Annotated in this window: 18 protein-coding genes; 10 read left to right on the top strand and 8 right to left on the bottom strand. The window is 66.7% G+C overall.

Annotated features, from left to right (window positions below; translation table 11 throughout):
• Positions 1–137 precede the first annotated feature (137 nt).
• The 6 genes from VGN82_RS01965 (at position 138) to VGN82_RS01940 (ending at position 8,155) form a co-directional block, all read left to right on the top strand.
• Positions 138–425 (top strand): hypothetical protein, encoded by a 288-nt coding sequence (locus VGN82_RS01965; RefSeq protein ID WP_327525298.1) that lies wholly within the window; start codon positions 138–140, stop codon positions 423–425.
• A gap of 81 nt (positions 426–506) precedes the next feature.
• Positions 507–2,768: a TonB-dependent hemoglobin/transferrin/lactoferrin family receptor gene (locus VGN82_RS01960; protein WP_327525297.1), complete on the top strand. Its 2,262-nt coding sequence runs from the start codon at positions 507–509 to the stop codon at positions 2,766–2,768.
• Positions 2,769–2,872: 104 nt separating this feature from the next.
• On the top strand, positions 2,873–3,625 hold the full coding sequence (locus tag VGN82_RS01955) for a hypothetical protein (RefSeq protein WP_327525296.1): 753 nt from the start codon (positions 2,873–2,875) through the stop codon (positions 3,623–3,625).
• Positions 3,609–4,493: a ChaN family lipoprotein gene (locus tag VGN82_RS01950; protein WP_327525295.1), complete on the top strand. Its 885-nt coding sequence runs from the start codon at positions 3,609–3,611 to the stop codon at positions 4,491–4,493. The genes VGN82_RS01955 and VGN82_RS01950 overlap by 17 nt, the downstream gene beginning before the upstream one ends.
• A gap of 24 nt (positions 4,494–4,517) precedes the next feature.
• Entirely contained in the window at positions 4,518–6,248 is a 1,731-nt protein-coding gene (locus VGN82_RS01945; protein ID WP_327525294.1) for an ABC transporter ATP-binding protein/permease, read from the top strand.
• Positions 6,249–6,292: 44 nt separating this feature from the next.
• Complete coding sequence (locus VGN82_RS01940; RefSeq protein WP_327525293.1) at positions 6,293–8,155, top strand: ABC transporter ATP-binding protein; 1,863 nt, start codon at positions 6,293–6,295, stop codon at positions 8,153–8,155.
• Positions 8,156–8,157: 2 nt separating this feature from the next.
• Here the strand turns inward: VGN82_RS01940 and VGN82_RS01935 are convergent, their stop codons facing one another.
• The 4 genes from VGN82_RS01935 to VGN82_RS01920 all read right to left on the bottom strand — a co-directional run bounded on the left by VGN82_RS01935 (position 8,158) and on the right by VGN82_RS01920 (position 13,576).
• Positions 8,158–10,113: a MacB family efflux pump subunit gene (locus VGN82_RS01935; RefSeq protein ID WP_327525292.1), complete on the bottom strand. Its 1,956-nt coding sequence runs from the start codon at positions 10,111–10,113 to the stop codon at positions 8,158–8,160.
• A gap of 3 nt (positions 10,114–10,116) precedes the next feature.
• Complete coding sequence (locus VGN82_RS01930) at positions 10,117–11,322, bottom strand: efflux RND transporter periplasmic adaptor subunit (protein ID WP_327525291.1); 1,206 nt, start codon at positions 11,320–11,322, stop codon at positions 10,117–10,119.
• On the bottom strand, positions 11,319–12,704 hold the full coding sequence (locus VGN82_RS01925; protein ID WP_414644177.1) for an efflux transporter outer membrane subunit: 1,386 nt from the start codon (positions 12,702–12,704) through the stop codon (positions 11,319–11,321). The genes VGN82_RS01930 and VGN82_RS01925 overlap by 4 nt, the downstream gene beginning before the upstream one ends.
• A gap of 386 nt (positions 12,705–13,090) precedes the next feature.
• Positions 13,091–13,576 (bottom strand): Lrp/AsnC family transcriptional regulator, encoded by a 486-nt coding sequence (locus VGN82_RS01920; RefSeq protein WP_327525289.1) that lies wholly within the window; start codon positions 13,574–13,576, stop codon positions 13,091–13,093.
• A gap of 103 nt (positions 13,577–13,679) precedes the next feature.
• Between VGN82_RS01920 and VGN82_RS01915 the strand changes: the two genes are divergently transcribed.
• Genes VGN82_RS01915 through VGN82_RS01900 form a run of 4 tightly spaced genes read left to right on the top strand, consistent with a single transcriptional unit; the run spans position 13,680 to position 17,515 of the window.
• Entirely contained in the window at positions 13,680–14,876 is a 1,197-nt protein-coding gene (locus VGN82_RS01915; protein ID WP_327525288.1) for a diaminopropionate ammonia-lyase, read from the top strand.
• 11 nt (positions 14,877–14,887) lie between these two features.
• A complete protein-coding gene (locus tag VGN82_RS01910) occupies positions 14,888–15,517 on the top strand; it encodes a glutathione S-transferase family protein (protein ID WP_327525307.1) in 630 nt (209 codons plus the stop codon).
• Positions 15,514–16,674, top strand: coding sequence for a M20 aminoacylase family protein (locus VGN82_RS01905; protein ID WP_327525287.1), 1,161 nt, complete (start codon positions 15,514–15,516; stop codon positions 16,672–16,674). The genes VGN82_RS01910 and VGN82_RS01905 overlap by 4 nt, the downstream gene beginning before the upstream one ends.
• A 40-nt stretch (positions 16,675–16,714) precedes the next feature.
• Positions 16,715–17,515: an aldolase gene (locus tag VGN82_RS01900; RefSeq protein ID WP_327525286.1), complete on the top strand. Its 801-nt coding sequence runs from the start codon at positions 16,715–16,717 to the stop codon at positions 17,513–17,515.
• On the opposite strand, the gene VGN82_RS01895 is transcribed toward VGN82_RS01900, so the two are convergent.
• The 4 genes from VGN82_RS01895 to VGN82_RS01880 all read right to left on the bottom strand — a co-directional run bounded on the left by VGN82_RS01895 (position 17,516) and on the right by VGN82_RS01880 (position 20,168).
• The gene (locus VGN82_RS01895) at positions 17,516–18,283 is read right to left on the bottom strand and encodes an acetoacetate decarboxylase (RefSeq protein WP_327525285.1); all 768 of its coding nucleotides are present in this window, start codon (positions 18,281–18,283) and stop codon (positions 17,516–17,518) included.
• Between the two features lie 216 nt (positions 18,284–18,499).
• On the bottom strand, positions 18,500–19,003 hold the full coding sequence (locus VGN82_RS01890; protein ID WP_327525284.1) for a hypothetical protein: 504 nt from the start codon (positions 19,001–19,003) through the stop codon (positions 18,500–18,502).
• A gap of 120 nt (positions 19,004–19,123) precedes the next feature.
• Complete coding sequence (locus VGN82_RS01885) at positions 19,124–19,378, bottom strand: hypothetical protein (RefSeq protein ID WP_327525283.1); 255 nt, start codon at positions 19,376–19,378, stop codon at positions 19,124–19,126.
• A gap of 70 nt (positions 19,379–19,448) precedes the next feature.
• Positions 19,449–20,168 (bottom strand): SapC family protein, encoded by a 720-nt coding sequence (locus VGN82_RS01880; protein WP_327525282.1) that lies wholly within the window; start codon positions 20,166–20,168, stop codon positions 19,449–19,451.
• Positions 20,169–20,173 lie beyond the last annotated feature (5 nt).

Raw genomic sequence — 20,173 nt, 5'->3', positions numbered from 1 at the left:
GACGCTGAAGGGCGTCCAGCTCGCCAGCCTCAGCCAGGACGACTTCCGCTTCGTCTGAGCCGGACACCCCGACATCCACGCCAAATCAAGAGGGCGCCCGAAAGGGCGCCCTTTCTTGCCTCCAGGATCCCCCGCGGATGGGGCTCGAACGCCTGGCCTGTCGCGACTGGCCGCTTGCTTCCCCCTTAGTGGACGTCAACAGCCTCCTCACCAGGACGCCCGCCCTTTTGCGCATGACCAGCCACATCAAGAACACCATGCCGGTCAGCGACGTGAGGATGCTGGTGGCCGCGCGTCACAGGAATCCGCCTCGGATCGCAGTGCAATCCGCCAATCTCAAGAACATCTACGACTTCATTTTGAATAGTTCTACTTTAGATTTCAAAAAATCTGTGACCCGCTTTCGAAATCAACCAATAATTTAGTTTGATAATTACGATAAACCCGTTTGCAGAATCTTAGACTCACATAGTAAGCAGCCGCATCTTTGGGGCTGGATGGCTATTATGAAGAACAATTACAATCTCTACGTATTCACGGCATTACTTCTTTCGGTGTCGCCGACGGCGATGTCCTATGCCCAGACCGTCAGGGAAACGACGGCGGCGGGTGCGCCTGCCGAGACGATCTCGCTCGACCCGATCACCGTGACCGCGACGCGCGGCGAGAAGCAGGTTCTGGACGTCCCCGGCACCGTCACGGTCATTCCGCGCGCCGAACTCGACGAGCGCATGACGCGCGACATCCAGGACCTGGTGCGTTACCAGCCCGGCGTCAGCGTCAACCGCATCACCAGCGGGACCGACCCCTTCGGCAACTATGAAGGCTTCAACATCCGCGGCGTCGGCGGGAACCGCGTGCAGATGCAGGTCGACGGATCGCGCGTGATCGAGCGCATCACCGACGGCAACCGCAATTTCGTCGACATGCCCTTCCTGAAGAGCGTCGAGATCGTGCGCGGCCCGGGCTCGGTGCTCTGGGGCGCCGATGCGCTCGGCGGCATCGTCGCCTTCCGCACGCTCGACCCGCAGGACCTGCTCAAGGGCAGGGACAAGCCCTATGCGGTCAAGCTCGACGCAAACTATGACAGCTTCAACCACGCCTTCACGAAGACCGGCACGGCCGCGTTCAGACTGACGCCGACGCTGGAGGCCATCTTCGGCCTGAGTCAGACGACAGCGCAGGAGGGCAAGCTGAGCCGTGCCCGCGCCGATGGCGGCCGCTGGGGCTGCCCGGTGCCGAGCCAGCGCTATATTGGCTGCGACACGCTGAATCCGCTCGACAGCACCGTGTGGAACGCCTTCGGCAAGCTCGTCTTCAAGCCGACGACCGACCACACTTTCAAGCTGACCGGCGAGTATTTCGACAACTCCTCGACCGTCAACCAGCTCTGGGACTACGACGTCGTCAGCTCGGGCATCCGCAACGGCCCCTATCTCCGCGACGAGGTGAAGTCACGCCAGCGCATCGCACTCGAGCATCAATGGGATGTCGGCGCCAGCTTCCTTGACTCGATCCGCTGGCAGGCTTCGTTCTCGCCGCAGAAGCGCGACGTCACCAACAGCCGGCTGCAGACGCTCGCCAACGGCCAGCAGCGCTTCACGCGGGGCATCCTCGACTACTCCGAGAAGTTCTCGCAGCTCGACATCCAGGCCAAATCGAGCTTCGCGCTGGGCCCGACCTCGCACAAGCTCACCTACGGCTTCCAGGGCGACATCACCTCGACCGACTATGAGCGTCGCGACGACGTCCGGAACATGACGACCGGGGTCACCACAACGACGATCGCCGGCGGCTTCAACTTCGCCAATGCGACCACCACGCGCTACGACTTCTTCCTGCAGGACGAGATCGAGCTGCTGGGCGGCCGCTGGACGATCACGCCCGGCGTTCGCTACGCCAACTACAAGATCGATCCGAGCATCGGGCCGGGCTATGTGATCGTGCCCGGCAAGGAGCCGCGCGAGATCGAGTCCCACAAGCTGATTCCGCAGGTCGGAACCCTCTTCAAGCTCGACGACACCTACTCGCTCTACGCCCGCTATGCGCAGGGCTTCAAGATGCCGACGGCACAGCAGCTTTACACCTCGCTGCCCTTCGGCAACCAGAACCTGATCCCGAATCCCGACCTCAAGCCCGAGACCGTCAACTCCTACGAAGCCGGCTTCCGCGGCCGCTTCGAGAACGGCTGGTTCTCGGTCGGCGTCTTCCATGCCGACTACAAGGACTTCATCCAGAACTTCGTCACGATCCCCGGCACCACCGACCTGACCTATCGCAACCTGGCGAGCGTCAAGATCTCCGGCATCGAGGCATCGGCCGAGTGGAAGTTCCACGAGCGCTGGATCGGCAATGTGGCGCTCAGCTACCAGTACGGGACGCAGCAGACGGAAGCGGGCGCCCTGACGACCCCGTACAACTCGATCAGCCCGCTGACCGCCGTGACTGCCCTGAAGTACCTCATGCCAGAGTACGGCCTGGAAGCCGAGTTCATCGGTACCTTCGGCTCGGCCGTGACCCGCGCCAGCGCGCCGACGATCTTCAAGGCGGGCGGCTATTCGGTGTTCGACACCTTCCTGAACTGGAAACCGACGTCCTTCATCACCGTCCGTGGCGGCGTCCAGAACATCTTCGACAAGCGCTACTTCTCGAACGTCTACAACTTCGACAAGGTCCCGGCCTCCGCCGCCGTAGCGGCGACCAACCCGCTCGAACTGCAGACCGCGCCGGGCCGCACCTTCAAGCTCGCCGCTTCCGTCGAGTTCTGAGACGATCGCCTGCCCCACAACGACGGCCCACCCGACGGGGGATGGCCGCTCGGCGACGCTCCGCCCGAGACCCGGGGCGTCGCAATCCCTTTTCGGAGACCGAGATGACCGACACGCCCCTTCCCCGCGAACGCCTCAAACAGAGCCCGGCCGATATCCTGAAGCTCCTGCCCGCCATGGGCCGCGTGATGCTGAGCGCGCGCGCCGGCGGCGCCATCCATGAGCGCATGGGCGCGGTCGGCTCCGTGACGGTGTCGGACGGCCAGGCCCGGCTCGCCGGCGAGTTCCACGACAGTGTGATCGACCTTTCGGTCGTGACGAGCCTCGTCGCCGACCGCTCGGGCAAGATGCGCGACAAGGTGCTGCCCAAGCTCGAATGCCAGGACGCGGCCGGCGAGACGCTGTTCAGCCTGATCGGGCTGGAAGGGCTCGAGCCCTTCGACCAGGCGCTGGCTCCCCTGGGAGCGGGCGAGGAGCTCGTGCCCGTGCCGAAGGAGCCGCCTTCGGGCGAAGCCGCCCCTGAACTCGCGGAGGACGACATCGGCGTCAGGACCTTCGCCGCGATCCTGGCGAACGGGCAGCCGATCGCCATCGACTTCAGCAAGGACGGACTGTTCCAGCACTGGGCCGGTCCCCTGCCAGAACCGAAGCCGATGATGGGCTTCGTCAACGTGATGCAGGGCGATTTCCACCTGCATCTGAAGGGCGGCGCGCTGGGTGGCTGGCTCAGCAGCAGCGAAGGCGACGATGTCCGGCTGGACGCGCTCGATCCGGACGGCAAGCCGACCGGCCTCGTGCTCCGTGGCCCGGCCGCCGCCTTCGCCGCAGTCCCGAAGGTTCATGCCTCCCGTGGCTGAGGCTGCGCCGAGCCATGCGACGCTCGCCCATCCACGGGCGAGCTGGCTCTGCCCGCAGACAGGTGAGCTGCTGGTCCAGGGCGAGCTGATGCAGGCAATGGCACGCAAGCGTGTCGTGCTGCTGGGCGAGACACATGACGTCGCCGAGATCCATCGCTGGCAGTTGCACGTCACAACCTGCCTGCATCTGCTGCGCCCGCAGATGGCGGTCGGCTTCGAGATGTTCCCGCGTCGCGTCCAGGCGGTCCTCGACGCCTGGGTCGCAGGCGAGATGGATACGGCAACCTTCATCGAGCGCTCCGAATGGGCGCAGGTCTGGGGCTTCGATCCGGAGCTCTACCTGCCGCTGTTCCATTTCTGCCGGCAGCAGCGCGTGAAGATGCTGGCGCTGAACTGCCACCGCCCGCTGGTGACCCAGGTCGGAAAGCTCGGCTGGGACGCCATCCCGGTCGCGGAGCGCGATGGCGTGACGCCGGCGGCGCCGGCGACCGACGCCTATCGTCGCTATCTCGCGGCGATCACCGGCGGCTTCGCCGCGTCGCCCGAGCGCCCCGCCATGGCATCCGACCGTTTTGTCCAGGCGCAGCAGTGCTGGGACCGCTCCTTCGCCTGCCGCATCGCGGATCATCTTGCAGCGGCGGAGGATGATCCGATCGTCATCGGCATCATCGGCCGCGGCCATCTCGAATACGGCCATGGCACGCCCTATCAGCTGCGCGACCTCAGCATCGAGGATGTCGCGGTGCTGCTGCCGAGCGACCGCGCCAGCCATGAGGCCGCAGGCCTCGCAGGCATCGCCGACGCGATCTTCCGGCTCGACACGCCCGAACCGCCATCGCCCCGCCGCGAACGGCCCAGACCCGCCTGATTCCAGCTCCGCGATGGCAAGTCCATGATGGCAGTCCTGACCCATATCGCTCGCCTGACGAAGCTCTGCATCAGCGGGCCCGGCGGCCTTCTGGGCGTGTTCCAGTTCGCCGTGATCGTCGCACTCGGCTTGATCGGCGTACGCATCAGCGTCCTGCTGATCACCTGGAATGCCGACTTCTACAACGCCATCCAGAAGCTCGACGTGCCCGGTGTGATCCAGCAGGTGAAGGTCTATTTCGGCCTGACCGCCATCTCGGTCGTCATCCATCTGGCCTCGGTCTATCTCCGCCGGATGCTGCAGATCCGGTGGCGGCACTCGCTGACCGAAGCTGCGCTCGAACGCTGGCTCTCGGGCAAGGCCTACTGGCATCTGCGGGATCGCACCGAAGCGGGCCTCGACAATCCCGACCAGCGCATCGCCGAGGACTGCCGCATCTTCGTCGACAAGCTCACCGACGAGGCGCTGGACCTGATCACCCGGGTCGTCGGCCTGATTTCCTATGTCACGATCCTCTGGTCGCTCTCGACCTTCGCACTGGCCTTCACCTTTGCCGGTCTGGACATCGAGATCCCGCGCTACATGGTCTGGGCGGCACCGATCTATGTCGCGATCGCGACCGTGATCACCCATGGGCTCGGTGCACCGCTGAAGAAGCTCGATTTCGAGCAGCAGCGGCGCGAGGCGGATTTCCGCTTCGCGCTGACGCGTCTGCGCCAGAATGTCGAGCCCATCGCCCTGGCGGGGGGCGAGACCGCCGAGCGCAGCCAACTCTCGCAGCGCTTCGCGGCCCTGGCCGGCAACTGGCAGCAGCTCGCCAGGCGCGAACTGATCCTGGGCTTCTTCTCGCGGCCCTATTTCCAGACCGTGCTGACGATCCCGATTTTCCTGGCGCTGCCCGCCTATCTCGCCGGGCGCGTGACCTTTGGCGGGCTGATGCAGCTGCGCTCGGCCTTCCAGAACGTGGTCACGACGCTGTCCTGGTTCATCTTCTCCTACAAGGATCTGGCGCAGCTCGCAGCGACGGCAAGCCGGCTCAGCCATTTCCTCGCCGCTGCCGATGGCGCGAGCCGGGCCGTGCCGGGGGCTGGCCCCGAGGTCTCGCAGGGCGAGCGCTTCCGCGCGAGTGGCGTGGCGCTCTCGACACCCGGTGGTCGGACGCTGGCGCCGCTGCCCGAGCTGGAGCTGAAGGCCGGCGGGACCTACTGGATCGCGGCGCCGTCGGGACATGGCAAGAGCACGCTGGTCAAGGCGCTGGCGGGGCTCTGGCGGCATGGCGAGGGCTCGATCGAGCGCCCGGCATCGGTCTCCTTCTCGTCCCAGCACGTCTATCTTCCACTGGGAAGCCTTGCCGCCGCACTGGCTTATCCGGAGCTGCCGCAGGCCTTTGTCGAGGAAGACTACCGCCGCGCACTCGAGGCCGTCGGCATGGCCCATCTCTGGACCGGCAACGACGACGACTGGCCGCGTATCCGCGATGGCCTCTCCGGCGGCGAGCGCCAGCGCGTGGCGCTCGCGCGGCAGCATCTGCATGCCTCCGCCTGGATCGTGCTGGACGAGGCCACGAGCGCACTGGACCCCGAGGCGGAGGAGCAAATCCTGGCGACGTTGCGGCGGGCGCTGCCCGGGACGACGCTGGTGCTGATCGCCCATCGTGCGCCACGCGGGATTGGCGAAATCACGCGGATCGACCTGACAGTAACGGCCGAGACACCTGTCGCCCGGGGAATGCCAACTCCGGCCGTCGCGATGTAGAGCATGGCGCGCCGTTTTCCCCCTTTTCCTTGCCGAGTGACCGCATGACCCGCACTCCGCTCCTCACTCGCGTGGGCAAAGGGCTGCATAGGCGCATCGTGCCGCTGGCCAATGTGCCACGGCTGCTACGCTCGCTCTGGCGCACCGCGCCGGGACTGGCCAGCGCCATCGCGGTTTCGCGCCTGCTCAGGGCGCTGCAGGCGCCGGCCATGCTCTTCGTCGCCAAGCTGATCATCGACGAGGTTCTGCTTCAGGGACAGAGCCCCGCGCCCGGGCCGTCCCTGGCCGACTGGATCGAAAGTGGCCGGGCCAGCGGGCTCGCCGGATGGATCCTGATCGAATTCCTGCTCGTCGCGGCAGGTGGAGCCCTGACGCGGTTCAACACGGTGGCCGAGACGCTGCTGGCGGAACGTCACGGCCATGGGCAAGGTATCGAACTCGTTCGGCAGGCGACCAGGCTCGACCTGAAGGACATCGAGAGCAGCGCGGCCCAGGACAAGCTGCAGCGCGCCAATGCCGCGACGATGCTGGGCGGCAATCTCCTGTCTATCCTGCTGACCCAGATCCAGAATGCCATCACGCTGATCGCCCTGCTCGCGGGGCTCGTCGCCTTCGTACCTGGGCTGATCCTGCTCGTCGTGCTGGCGCTGGCGCCGGTCTTCATCGTCGAGGCTCGCTTCAACGCATTGCAATACGAGGCTTCGGTCGCGCTGACGCCGGAGAGGCGGCGGATGAACTATCTGCAGCAACTCGGCATCGCGGCGCTGTCCGCCAAGGAGGTCAAGCTCTTCGGGCTCGGCGATTATCTCACCGCGCGGATGGCCGAAGTCGCCGAGCGGATCATGCGCTCCAGCCGCAGCATCGCGGTCCGCCGGGCGCTGTGGGGCAGCGTGGTCGGCACCATCGGGTCGCTTGCCTATTACGGCGCCTATGCGGTCATCATCTGGCGGGCCCTGACGGGCGAGCTCAGCATCGGCGACCTGACCTTCCTCGCGGGTTCGCTGATGCGGCTCAACGGACTCCTTGAGGGGCTCGTCGTCGGCGTGGCGCAGATCGGCTCGCAAATCCAGTATCTCAACGACTTCTATGCCTTCATCGACATGCGTTCGGCGGTCGTCGCGCCGGAGCACCCCAAGGCGTTTCCGGCGCCGCTGCGCCAGGGTGTCGTCTTCGAGAATGTCGGCTTCCGCTATCCCGGCAAGGAAGACTGGGCGCTGCGCCATCTCAGCTTCTCGCTGCCTGCCGGCCGAACACTGGCGCTGGTCGGCGAGAACGGCGCCGGCAAGACCACGATCGTCAAGCTGCTGACGCGTCTCTACGAGCCCGACGAGGGCCGCATCCTCGTCGACGGCGTCGATCTGCGCGAGATCGAGCTCGGCGAGCTGCGCGAGCATGTCGGTACGATCTTCCAGGACTTCGTACGCTACAACCTGACGGCAGCGGAGAATATCGGCGTCGGCAGGATCAGCGCTCTCACCGACCGGACCCGCGTCGTCGCGGCGGCGCAGAAGAGCCAAGCCGATGTGGTGATCACCGGGCTTCCCGGCGGCTATGATCAGATGCTCGGCCTCTCCTTCATGCAGGGGCTCGATCTCTCCGGAGGGCAGTGGCAGAGGCTCGCCATCGCGCGTGCCTATTTTCGCGATGCGCAGGTGCTGATCCTGGACGAGCCGACCGCCGCGCTCGACGCCCGCGCCGAGGCCGAGATCTTCGAGCGCTTCCGGCATCTCAGCGAGAACACCACGACGCTGCTGATCTCACACCGCTTCGCCACCGTGCGCATGGCCGATCGCATCCTGGTGCTGGAGAATGGCGCCATCCTCGAAAGCGGCAGCCATGGCGAACTCATGGCGCTGCGCGGGCGCTATGCCGAGCTCTTCGAGATGCAGGCGGCGGGTTTCCAATAGGCTCAGGCGCCGCGCGCCAGCGCCTCGACCGGATCGAGCTGCGCGGCATTGCGAGCAGGCAGGAAGCCGAAGGTCAGGCCGATCAGCGTCGAGCAGGCGATGGCCGCCGCGAAGGCCTCGACCGAGTAGATGAAGCGCACTGGCGAGCCGGCCAGACCGAAACCAAGGCCGACCGAGAGCGCCAGTGCGATCCCGAGCACGCCGCCGATGAAGCAGACAAGCGAGGCCTCGATCAGGAACTGCTGCAGGATGTCGCCGCGGCGCGCGCCGACCGCCATGCGCAGGCCGATCTCGCCCGTGCGCTCGATCACCGAGACGAGCATGATGTTCATCACGCCGATGCCGCCAACCAAGAGCGAGATCACCGCGATCGAGGCAATCAGCAGCGCGAAGGTCGCGTTGTTGCTGGTGATGGCCTGGCGGATGTCGTCGAGATTCTGGATGAAGAAGTCCTGCGCGCGGTGGCGATGCGTCAGGAGCTCGGTGACGGCGGCCTGGGCGGCCTCCATCGGCGTATCGTCGCTGACGCGCAGCGTGATGCTGCGCAGCGACAGATCACCCAGGAACCGGCCCTGGACCGTGGTGTAAGGCAGAAAGACCTGCGGATTCTGGCTGCCGCCGAAGCCGCCCTGCTGCCGGCGCATCACGCCGATCACCCGGCTCGGCACGGAGCCGATCAGGATGACGCTGCCGATCGGATTCTGGCCGGGCTGCGTGAAGAGCACGCCGGCTGTATTCTCGTCGATCACGACATCCTGCGAGAGCCGGCGCACATCGTCGGCGTCGAAGAGCCGGCCCTGCAGCAGGGTGCTGCCCCTGACCTCGAAATACTGCTCGCCGACACCATTGACGAGGGCCGTCGCCTCGGTCGACCCGAAGCGCAAGATCGCGGTCGTGGAGACTGTCGGCGTCACCCCATCGGCATAGGGCTGGCTGGCGAGGATCTGCGCATCGGCGACGGTCAGCGTCTTGATCAGGCTGGAGCGGCGGTCGCCGAAGCCGGTGCCGGGAAAGATCTCCAGCGTGTTGGTGCCGAGGCCCGCGATATTGGCGAGGACCTGCTGGCGCGAGCCTTCGCCGAGGGCGACGACGCTGACCACCGAGGCGATGCCGATGACAATGCCGAGCATGGTCAGCGCCGAGCGCAGCTTGTGCGCGCGCATCGACAGGAGCGCCATGCCGAAGGCTTCGCGGAGACGGCCGAAGGCGCCTCGCCATGATCCCCCAGCCGGGACCTCGAGCGCCGGGTTCGTCGTGGAGCCGGCGGCAGGCCGGGTGCGTCGATCCGATACGATCCTGCCATCGCTCAGCTCGATGATGCGCTCGGCCCTGGCTGCGACGGACATGTCGTGCGTCACGAGGATGATCGTGTGGCCTTCCCTGCCGAGATCTTCGAGGAGCGTCAGCATCTCCTCGCCGCTCTTGCGGTCGAGCGCGCCGGTCGGCTCGTCGGCAAGGATGACGCGGGCGCCGTTCATCAGTGCCCGCGCAATCGAAACGCGCTGCTGCTGGCCGCCGGACATCTCGGCGGGGCGGTGCGATTTGCGAGAGCCGAGCCCCAGGCGGTCGAGCAGGGCGGCGGCGCGGCTGCGACGTCGATCGACCGGGATGCCGGCATAGATCGCCGGCACCTCGACATTGGCGAGCGCGGTCAGTTCCGAGAGCAGATGGTAGCGCTGGAAGACGAAGCCGAAATACTCGCGCCGCAGACGTGCCAGCTCGTCCGGGTCGAGATCGCGCGTCGGCCGCCCGTCGATCTCATAGGTCCCGCCCGTCGGCCGGTCGAGGCAACCGATGATATTCATCAAGGTCGACTTGCCCGAGCCGGAGGGACCGACGATCGCGACCATCTCGCCGGCCTTGATCGTCAGCTCGGCGCCGTCGAGCGCGGCGACAGCCGCCTCCCCTGTTCCGAAGTCGCGCCGGACGCCGCTCAGCCTGATCAGCGGAACGCCCATCGGTCAGAACCCGAGCGGGCCGCGCATGCGTCGCGCCGCGCCTGATGCCCCGGCAGCCGGCGCTCGCGCGGTGACGACACGCTCGCCGGCCTTCAGCCCGGACGAAATCTCGGCGACGATCTTGTTGTCGAGCCCAACTGTAACCTTGCGCGGCGAAGGCTTGCCGTCCTCTCCGAGCACGTCCAGCCAGGCTCCGTCCGCCCGGCGCTGGATGGCCGTCGACGGCACGGTGACGACGCCACGGGCCCGCCCGACGACGACCGTCACCTGCAAGGTCATGGAGGTCAGCAGCCTGCCGTCCGGGTTCGGCACTTCGAAGAGGGCGTTGTAGTAGATCGCCGACGAGGTCGAGGAGGAGCTTGCGCTCGACGAAGCCGAGGAGCTGCTGGCATTCTGCGTCTTCAGCGTATCGGGCGCTGGCTCGACGAAGGCGATCCTGCCGGGGAAGCGCCGGTCGGGCGCCCCGAGCACGCTGAAGAAGACCTCCTGCCCCGTCTTCACCCGGAGAACATCGGCTTCCGAGATCTTGGCCTTCACCGTCATGGTCGAGACATCGCCGAGCACGATGATGGTAGGCGCCGACTGGACGGCGTTCACCGTCTGGCCTTCCTGGGTGACGATGGCGAGGACCGTCCCGGCTGCGGGGGCCGTGATGCGCGTGTAACCGAGATTGGCGCGCGCGGTCTCGACCTTGACGCCGCCGGAGACGATCTGCGCGTCGAGAGCCGCGATCTGCGCGCGCGTCGTGCGCACCGTCATCTCGGCCGATTCGAAATCGTCGCGCGAGACGGCATTCTGGCCGAGCATCTGCTTCTGCCGCGCCAGCACGGAGTCCGCATAAGCCAGGCTGGCCAGTCGCTCGTCGCGCTGCGCATGCAACACGGCGAGCTCGGCCTCCGCCGTGCGCAGGGCGTTCTGCTGCGTCACGGCATCGATCTCGGCGATGAGGTCGCCCTGGGCGACATTCTGTCCGAGCGTCACCTTGAGCGAATTCAACCGGCCCGAAGCCTGTGCGCCGACGCTGACTTGCCGGACCGGCTCGAGAGCGCCGCTGGCGAGCACGGCTTCCTCGACATCGCCCATCGTCGCGGCGACCGTCGGGAGCGGCACCGTGGCGGGTTGCGACGCCTGCTGCGAACGCAAGGCGTAGCCACCCGCACCCAGCATCCCGAGGACGAGAACCAGCAGGGCGACGCGGCGCATTCTCATGGTTGCAAGGGCTCCAGGGTGAGGGCTCGCAGGCGCGGCCCTTGCGGCGGATCCTCGACCCTTGGCCGCGAAACCTCGACCGGCCTGAGCCAGCCGCCGCCCAGCGCCTTGTTGAGCGCGACGAACCGGTTGGCAAGCGCGACCCGGCTCTGGATCAGCGAATCCTCGGCGCTGTACAGGGAGCGCTCGGCATCGAGCACATCGAGGAAGCTGATGCCGCCGGAACGATAAAGCGTCTGCGACAACTTCGCCGCCTCGCCATTGGCCGCAGCAGCCTTGGCCAGGCTGGCAAGGCGCAGCCGCTCCTGGCGCAGCCCGACCAGCGCATCCTCGACATCCTGCAGCGCGCTCAGCACGGCGAGGCGCAAAGCGGCATCCGACTGGTCGCGCTGAGCTCGTGCCGCATCGACGGCGGCGGCCAGTTCGCCGCCATTGAAGATCGGCACGCTCAGCGAAGGCCCGATCGACCAGCCGATCGCGCTGTTCTTGGCGAGATCTCCCAGCTTGAGCGCCGAAGTCGAGATGTTGCCGGTCAGACTGACCGACGGATAGCGGGCTGCCTCGGCCTGGCCGATCCGTGCCGTCGCCTGACCGAGCAGTTGCTCCGCGCGCCGCACATCCGGACGATTGCGCAGGACATCGGCGGGCACGCCGGCGGCCGGTGGCGCAGGCGTCGACGGCACGGGGCCCACGCCGACCAACCGGGCCGCGACGGCCGTAGGCGGGCGGCCGGTCAGTACGGCGATGCGGTTGAGGCTCTCCGTGAGCGCGATCTCCAGCGCCGGTATCTGTGCCTCGGTGCTCGCCACCTGCGCGGTCGCCCGCGCGGTATCGGTCGCCGAGACCGCTCCCGCCTGGAAGCGCACCCTGGTCAGGGCCTCGGTCTCGCGCTGCGTCGCGGCCGTGCGCCGCGCCAGCGCGATGCGCGCCTGGTAGCCGCGCAACTCGATCACCGTCGAGGCGACATCGCCGATGAGCGTCAGCAAGACGCCGTCCAGATCGTCATCGGCAGCATCGACACCATAGGTCGCGGCCTCGATGGCGCGGTCGCGGCCGCCGAACAGGTCGAGTTCCCAGGACGCGTCGAAACCGGCCCGGAAGCTGTTGCGTGTCACGTTGCCGAAGGAGGAGTCGGCGGTGGTCGCCGAGCGGGCGCGCGTCGCCGAGGCGGAGCCATCGATCTGCGGAAACAGCGGCGCGATCGCCTGAAGCCGGTTGGCACGCGCCTCGCGGATCCGGGCCTTGGCCTGGGCAACCTCGAGATTGCCCGCAACGGCGTCATCGACCAGCCGATTCAGGGCAGGATCATTGAACTGTCGCCACCACTCCGAGGGAAACGGCCGCCGCTTCGACTGCGAAGCCGCATTCCACTGTGCCGGCAAAGCTTGCGTCGGCGGAACGTAGTCGGGCCCAACTGCGCAAGCGCCAAGGCCAAGCAGCAAAGGCAATGCGAGCAGGCCTGGCCGATTCGATTTTCGCCTGTCGCCAGAGCGCATTCCGTCCACTTCCGCCGGTACCGTCTCCGCGCCTGCGGAGTGGGGCGTATCGGCAGCCGCAAGGCGCCATGCGCGCAGATTTGCCGGAGAAGCAGGAGCCGCTGGACGACTCGGATGAGCCGCTTCTCATGATCCCGCAGACCTACAAATCGGTCCCGCAAATTGCAAGGCGAGCGCTGGCGAGAGTTCGTGCAGGAAGCCCCTCGGATGCGCAGAGCCGACGTAACAGTGCGTATTCTCGTCACGGGGGCCGCGCACGGGGCCCCGATCGTTCAGCCTGGGCCCATCGGCACGCGCAGCCCGGTCTTGACCCGGTCCATCGCCACGAAGGTCTTGAATTTGCGGATATTGGCGTCGGCGAAGAACAGGCGCCGCGTCAACGCCTCATAGGCCGCCATGCTGGGCACGAGCACGACCAGCATGAAATCGACGTCGCCGGTCACATAATAGCATTGCTGCACCTCGGGCGCGGCCAGGAAGGCGCGCTTGGCGGCATCGATGTCCGCCGCGGTTTCACTGACCAGTTCGATCTCGACGAAGATCGTGATCGCATGGCCGAGGGCGGCCGGCTCGACGACCGCGACATTGGCGATGATAACGCCGTCCTTCTCCATGCGCCGGATCCGGCGCTGCACCGCCGGCGCGGAAAGGTTTACCTGCTCGCCGATGACGCGCTGCGGCGTGGTGTTGTCGGCCTGCAGAATGGCGAGGATCGCCCGGTCGAAGGCATCCAGTGCGAAAGCGGTCGGCTCGGCCAAGCGGAGAACCCCGATACAAACTTGCAAAACGGCAGGCCAAATGGAGCGCCTTTTTCGCCACGCCCGCAATATCCTTTCGGCGCCATCATCCGAAAGGCCCCGCATGCTCCTGATCAATTCGCTCGCCGCCTACCTCCAGCCGCTCCATCCTGTCGATGCCGAGACGCTGGGTGCCGCCGGCGCCGACGCGATCGAGCGGCATCTCGCTGAGCGTGCCGACCATCGCCCGACCCCGCTGGTCGCCTTGACCGGGCTCGCTGCCGAACTCGGCATCGGCGCCCTCCACGCCAAGGACGAGGGGCAGAGGCTCGGGCTGGGCAGCTTCAAGGCGCTCGGCGGCGCCTATGCCGTCGCCCGGCTGGTGCTGGAGGCCGCCGGCGAACGGCACGGGCGCAGCTTCGGCGAGGCCGAGCTGACCTCTCCCGAGGTCCGGTCGGTCGCGGCCGGCATGACCTTCGCCTGCGCCACCGACGGCAATCATGGCCGCTCGGTCGCGCAGGGCGCCGCGCTGGTCGGGGCGCGTTCGGTGATCTTCGTGCATGGCGGGGTCAGCGCGGCGCGAGCCGAAGCAATCGCGCGCTTCGGTGCCGAGATCGTGCGGGTCGCGGGCACCTATGACGATTCCGTCGTCGAGGCGGCACGCATCGCGGCCGAACGCGGCTGGACCGTCGTCTCCGACACATCGTGGGACGGCTATGAGCGCATCCCGGGGCTGGTGATGCAGGGGTATACCGCGATCATCCGCGAGGCGCTGGCCCAGCTGCCGGCGCCCCCGACCCATGTCTTCGTCCAGGCCGGAGTCGGCGGCATCGCAGCTGCCATCGCGGCACATCTGTCGCTGGCGCTCGGCGCGGAGCGGCCGGTCTTCACCGTGGTCGATCCGGCGCGTGCCGCGTGCATCTTCGAAAGCGCACGGGCCGGCCAGCCCATCAAGATCGGCCATGGCGAACCCACCGTGATGGCCATGCTGGAGTGCTACGATCCCTCGCCGCTCGCGTGGCGTGTCCTCGAGCGCAGCGCCGACGCCTTCATGACCGTCGAGGACGAGATCGCGGTCGAGGCCATGAACAAGCTGGCGCGGCCGGTCGGCGGCGATCCGGCAGTCGTCGGCGGCGAAAGCGGTGTGGCCGGGCTCGCCGGCCTGATCTCGGCACTGCGCGATCCGCAGGCGCGGGCCGCACTGAAGCTCGATGCAGCCTCGCGCGTCTTCGTGGTCATCACCGAGGGTGCCACCGATCCGGGCCGCTATGCCGAGCTCGTCGGGCTGACACCGGCCGAGGTCGCGGGTCAGGCGGCGTGATGCCGGGCAGGCTGACACTGCTCCACCAGAGCCATTCGCCCTATGCCCGCAAGGTGCTGGTCTGCGCCCATGAACTCGGTCTCGCCGAGCGGATCGACGTCATCCATCACGAGACCAGCCCGACCAACCGCAACGACACCGTCTTCGCGGCCAACCCGCTGGGCAAGGTGCCGGTGCTGCTGACGCCGGACGCCGGATCGCTCTTCGATTCCGTCGTGATCTGCGACTATCTCGACCAGCTCGCCGGAGCGGGCGCGTTGATCCCACGCCATGGGCCGGCCCGCTACGAGGCGCTGCGCCTGCAGGCCCTGGCACAGGGGCTGTGCGACGCCGGGATCGCGCTGCGCTGGGAGACGGTGCGGCGGCCGGAGGCGCTGCGTTATCCGCCGCTGGCCGAGGGGCAAGCGACTAAGCTCCTCGAAGCCTATGATCATCTGGAGATGCAAACGCCGTTCACCGGGCCTGTCAGCGTCGGCCAGATCGCTTTGGCGACCGCGCTGGACTGGCTCGCGTTTCGCGGCATGCCTGATTTCCGCGCGCGGGCGCCGCGGCTCGCCGCCTGGCATGACGGATTCTGTCGGCGGCCCTCGATGCGAGCCACGCCCTATGACGGCGAAACCCAGGATGGAGCCCAGCCATGACGACGCCGGACACTGACGCGCTTGTGGCGGAGATGACCGCCTGGCGGCGCGATCTGCATGCCCATCCCGAGTTCGGCTTCGAGGAGGCGCGCACCAGCGCCTTCGTCGCGGCGAAGCTGCGCGAATTCGGCCTCGACGAGGTCGTCGAGGGCGTGGGCGGCACCGGCGTCGTCGGCACGCTGAAGCGCGGCAGCGGCAACCGGGCGATCGCGCTCAGGGCCGACATGGATGCGCTGCGCATTCCCGAGCAGGGCTCACCCTACTACCGCTCGCAGAACCCAGGTGTGATGCATGCCTGCGGCCATGACGGCCACACGGCCATGCTGCTCGGCGCGGCGAAGCTGCTGGCGACGGATAGCGGCTTCGACGGCACCGTACGCTTCATCTTCCAGCCGGCCGAGGAATGGGGGCGCGGGGCGCTCGCCATGCTCGATGACGGGCTGATGCAGCGGTTTCCATTCGAGGAGATCTATGGGCTGCACAACGAGCCCGGCATCGCGATCGGCCACTTCCGGACGAAGCCCGGCGCGATCATGTCGGCGGAGGACAATTTCGAGATCGTGCTGAAGGGCATCGGCGGGCACGCCGCCCGGCCGCATGCCGGCAACGAGACCCTCGTCGCCGCCTGCGCGCTGGTCACCAACCTCCAGACCATCGTCTCCAGACGGGTGAGCCCGACCGATGTCGCGGTCGTCTCGGTGACGGAGCTGATCACCGACGGCACCCGCAACGCCCTGCCGGGCGAGGCGCGGATCCTCGGCGATGCCCGCAGCTTCGCGCCCGAGATCAGCGCCGAGATCGAGCGGCAGATGCGGATCATCGCGGAGGGCACAGCGCGCGCCTATAACGTCGAGCAGATTGTCACCTATACGCGCGAATTCGTGCCTCTCGTGAACGATGCCGCGCTGACCGAGGAAGCGCTCGCCGTCGCGCGCCAGGTGCTGGGCATGGACCAGGCCTCGGTCGTCGCCGCGCCCTTCACCGGCTCGGAGGATTTCGCCCGCTTCCTCGACCATGTGCCCGGCTGCTTCGCCTTCCTCGGCAATGGCGACAGCGCGCCGCTGCATAATCCGGGCTATGATTTCGACGATGCCGGGCTGGTCCACGGCGCGCGCTTCCATGCCGGAATCGTGCGCCGGCGCTTGCCAGCGGCCTGAGCTTTGCTTCACTGCTAGACACAGTCGATTGGAGATCGCCATGGCCCATTCCCTCAAGGCAGTTGCCGCGAGCCCTGCCTTCACCTCCGCACCGAACCGGCCGGATCTCGACTCGGCCGTCGTCTGGGAGGCGCGCCGCGACCTTGCCGCGACCTTCCGCATGGCGGCGCGCTACGGCTTCGAGGAGGGCATCTGCAACCATTTCTCGGCGCTGGTGCCGGGCCATGACGACCTCTTCATCGTCAACCCCTATGGCTGGGCGTTCCGCGAACTGACGGCATCGCATCTGCTGATCTGCGACTTCCACGGCAACGTCGTCTCCGGCGAGGGGCAGCCCGAGGCCACCGCCTTCTACATCCATGCCCGCGTGCACAAGAACATCCCGCGCGCCAAGGTCGCCTTCCACACGCATATGCCCTATGCGACCGCACTCTCGATGACCGAGGGCGAGCCCCTGATCTTCGCCGGCCAGACCGCGCTGAAGTTCTACGGCCGCACGGCCTTCGACCGTGACTATAACGGGCTTGCCCTCGACGAGCGCGAGGGCGACCGCATCGCCGCCGCGGCCGGCGACGCAGACATCATCTTCATGAAGAACCATGGCGTCATGGTGCTGGCGCCGAACATCGCCGAGGCCTGGGACGACCTCTATTATCTGGAGCGTGCCTGCGAGGTGCAGACGATCGCGCTCTCGACCGGCCGCAGCGTGCTGCCGGTGAAGCGGGAGATCGCCGAGGCGGCCGCCCGCCAGATGCGCGAGGGCGACCCGGAATCGGCCCGCCTCCACCTCGCTTCGATCCGGCGCCAGCTCGATGCCGAGGAGCCGGTCTACCGCGACTGATCAGCTAGGCGCAGAATCCGCCAGATAGTCGAAGACCACCTCGCCGAGACCCAACGTCAGGTCGGCGATGTAGTGGCTGGCCGAGAGGACCTCGCGCACCGGCAGCCGTGCGACGTCGCACATCGCATGCTCGAAGAGCTGCAGCGCCGCGGGGCCGGACCATGCCCCCTTCAGCGTGACGTCCTCCATGTAGTAGCGCACCAGCTCGCAGATTCGCGGCGAGCCGTCGACATGGGGGATGATCTTGATCATGAAGGCGGGCTTGGCCATGGCCTTGGCAAGCGGCGCCAGGTCGAGCTCGCGATGCTTGTAGCCCATGGTGGCGTTGACGCAGAGCACCGAGCCGTAATGCAGCGTGCCGACGAGCGTCTCCTGCTCATGCGCCAGCTTCGGCGTCGCCAGCTTCTTCGGGAAACCCCAGATCTCGCGCCCGCCGGCAATGGGTGAATTGTCGTCGAGATACATGGCGTGGACATAGCCACCCTCCTGCACCTCGCCCGAAGCGGTGGTGAAGCGTACGGGGATGACCTGGCCGGTCTCGGTGTAGTCGCCGAAGCCTGTCGAATCCGGCATGCGGATGAACTCGTAGGCCACGGTGTCGCCGACGACCTCCAGCGGCTCGGGCACCAGCGCGCGCAATCGCTCAGGGTCGGTCCGGTAATTGATGACGACGAATTCGCGGTTGTAAAACTTGTAGGGCGGCCGCGGATAGGCGGGATTGTTCAAGGGCATCGCGAAGGCATTGGCGCGCACGTCGGCAATCTTCATGGCGGGGTGTCCTCGTTGCTCGCCGCCGATCTGAGCCCGGCCGCGCAACGGCTGCAAGCCAGGATCTACGCCTTGCGACCTCGCCCGCTGTTTCAGGACCGGGAACATGCCGATAGGCTTGTGGCCAAACTGCCCGATACGGATCGGCCCTCGCTGTTGAATGCATCCTCGGAAGACCTGCCAAAAGGAGACCTCCCCAATGGCAGCAATGGGTCGTTAGCGGACCATTGGGCCAATCAATGCGATATCTAGCGTTCCGTCCTTCATTTGAATGGCAATGGTGCAGGTGTCCCCGAGGACGCGGAGCGCCTCTCCGCCTTCGATTGCGCGAAGCATGCGCGGCGCTATGTCCCTTGCGGGCGAGCGATCAACGAAATGGTCAACTAATATGCTTGCCAATACAGCCTTGTCGGCTTCATTCGACGCCGAGAAAACTATGGTCGCCATGTAGCCCGGCACATATCCGGGCATGGTCATCGAGCTAGTCTGAAGCGATCTCTCCGTTACGAGGCACTGAATGCCATCATTTTCGTATCGGCATGAATCTTTGTAAGGCTCAAATACCTTTTTGATTTTTGAAATGGCCGACTTGGCGTCTCTTATTGCAACTTCGCAGGCAGATATTTGACCGGGTGCTGACGCGGCTATGAGCGCAGCCACAGCTCTGACGAAGCGCATTGAATTTCCCCGAGCCATATCGCAGTCAGCAATATCACGCATTGCCTGCGAAGTCCGCTATGGGTCGAAAGCAGACATATGCGTTCTGCCCCGGAGCGGACATCGCCCCGGTTCGATCGATATGGAGATGATCATCAGGCAGGAAGATCACTGCCCGGGCGATCACTTCTTGGCGACGCAGGTCCCGAGGCTGGAAACCGTTCCCGGCGGGCAGGTCTTCACGGTCGTGTTGGATGGCGACATCGCGCTGAAGGATTCGCAGCAGGCACCGCGCATGTGATAACCGCTCGGGCAGCCATTGGCCGGCGCGACGCGATCCTTGCCGTCGCGCGTCGGACGGCAGGAATCCGAGGCCAGTGCCTGGTGCGTCGTCAACAGGGCGGTGGCTGCGAGCAGGGCGGCGATGATTCGGATCATGTCGCATGCTCTCACATCTGGAGCCGGCGGCCTACGCCGCGCTTCTCTGTCCGGCCGTACGCGCCGACGATCACGGCTTCTGGGCGCGCTCACCCAGCAAGGCGAAGTTCGTCAGGCTGATCAGATGGGCCTGGATCGGCCCGAGATAGCCCTTGCTCCGCAGCGACAGCCAGGCCTCGTCGGAGAGCGCGTCGAGGCGTTCCTGGCTGATCGCGGCGAAGCCGGCAAAGCTCGAACTCGTGCCGTCGGGCGAACGGATCTCGATATTGATCGTCTGGAAGAGATCCAGCGCCTTGAGTTCGGCCGTGAAGGCGGTCGTCTGGGCCGCGGCGTCGGCATAGTCGGAGACAAAGGCGACCACGCGCTGCAGCGCCTCCGCCGGCTCCCCTTCCTCCGTGAACAGCCGCTCTCCGCTCTCGCCGTCGAGACCTGCGAAGCCGCCATCCACGCAGACGACCTGCTGCTGCGCCGAGACTTCGCCGCCGATAAACGGGTAGCGCCGCAGATAGGCAGGGGGATGCAGCCCCCGCCAGCGCCCGTCGCTGTCGATCAGGCAGCTCTCGCCCGGGCGCATCCCGACCATGAACAGCGGCGAAAAGCGGCCATCCTCCTCCAGGAACAGGATCGGCATGTCGCGACAGCCCATCGCGAATTCGGGCATCAGCGCCGGCAGGACATGGGCGCCGGCAGCGAAGGCATAGGGCTTCTCAGCGGGTGCGATCCGGGCCGCGCGATGCGTGTTGCGGTCGAGCACGACGATGCTGGAGTAGAAGAGCGGCAGGGGCGCCATGATCG

It is taken from the genome of Allobosea sp. (assembly GCF_035999205.1).
Lineage (GTDB): Bacteria > Pseudomonadota > Alphaproteobacteria > Rhizobiales > Beijerinckiaceae > Allobosea.
The sequence above is the reverse complement of the archived record's forward strand: the minus strand, read 5'-3'. Positions and strand labels throughout refer to the sequence as shown.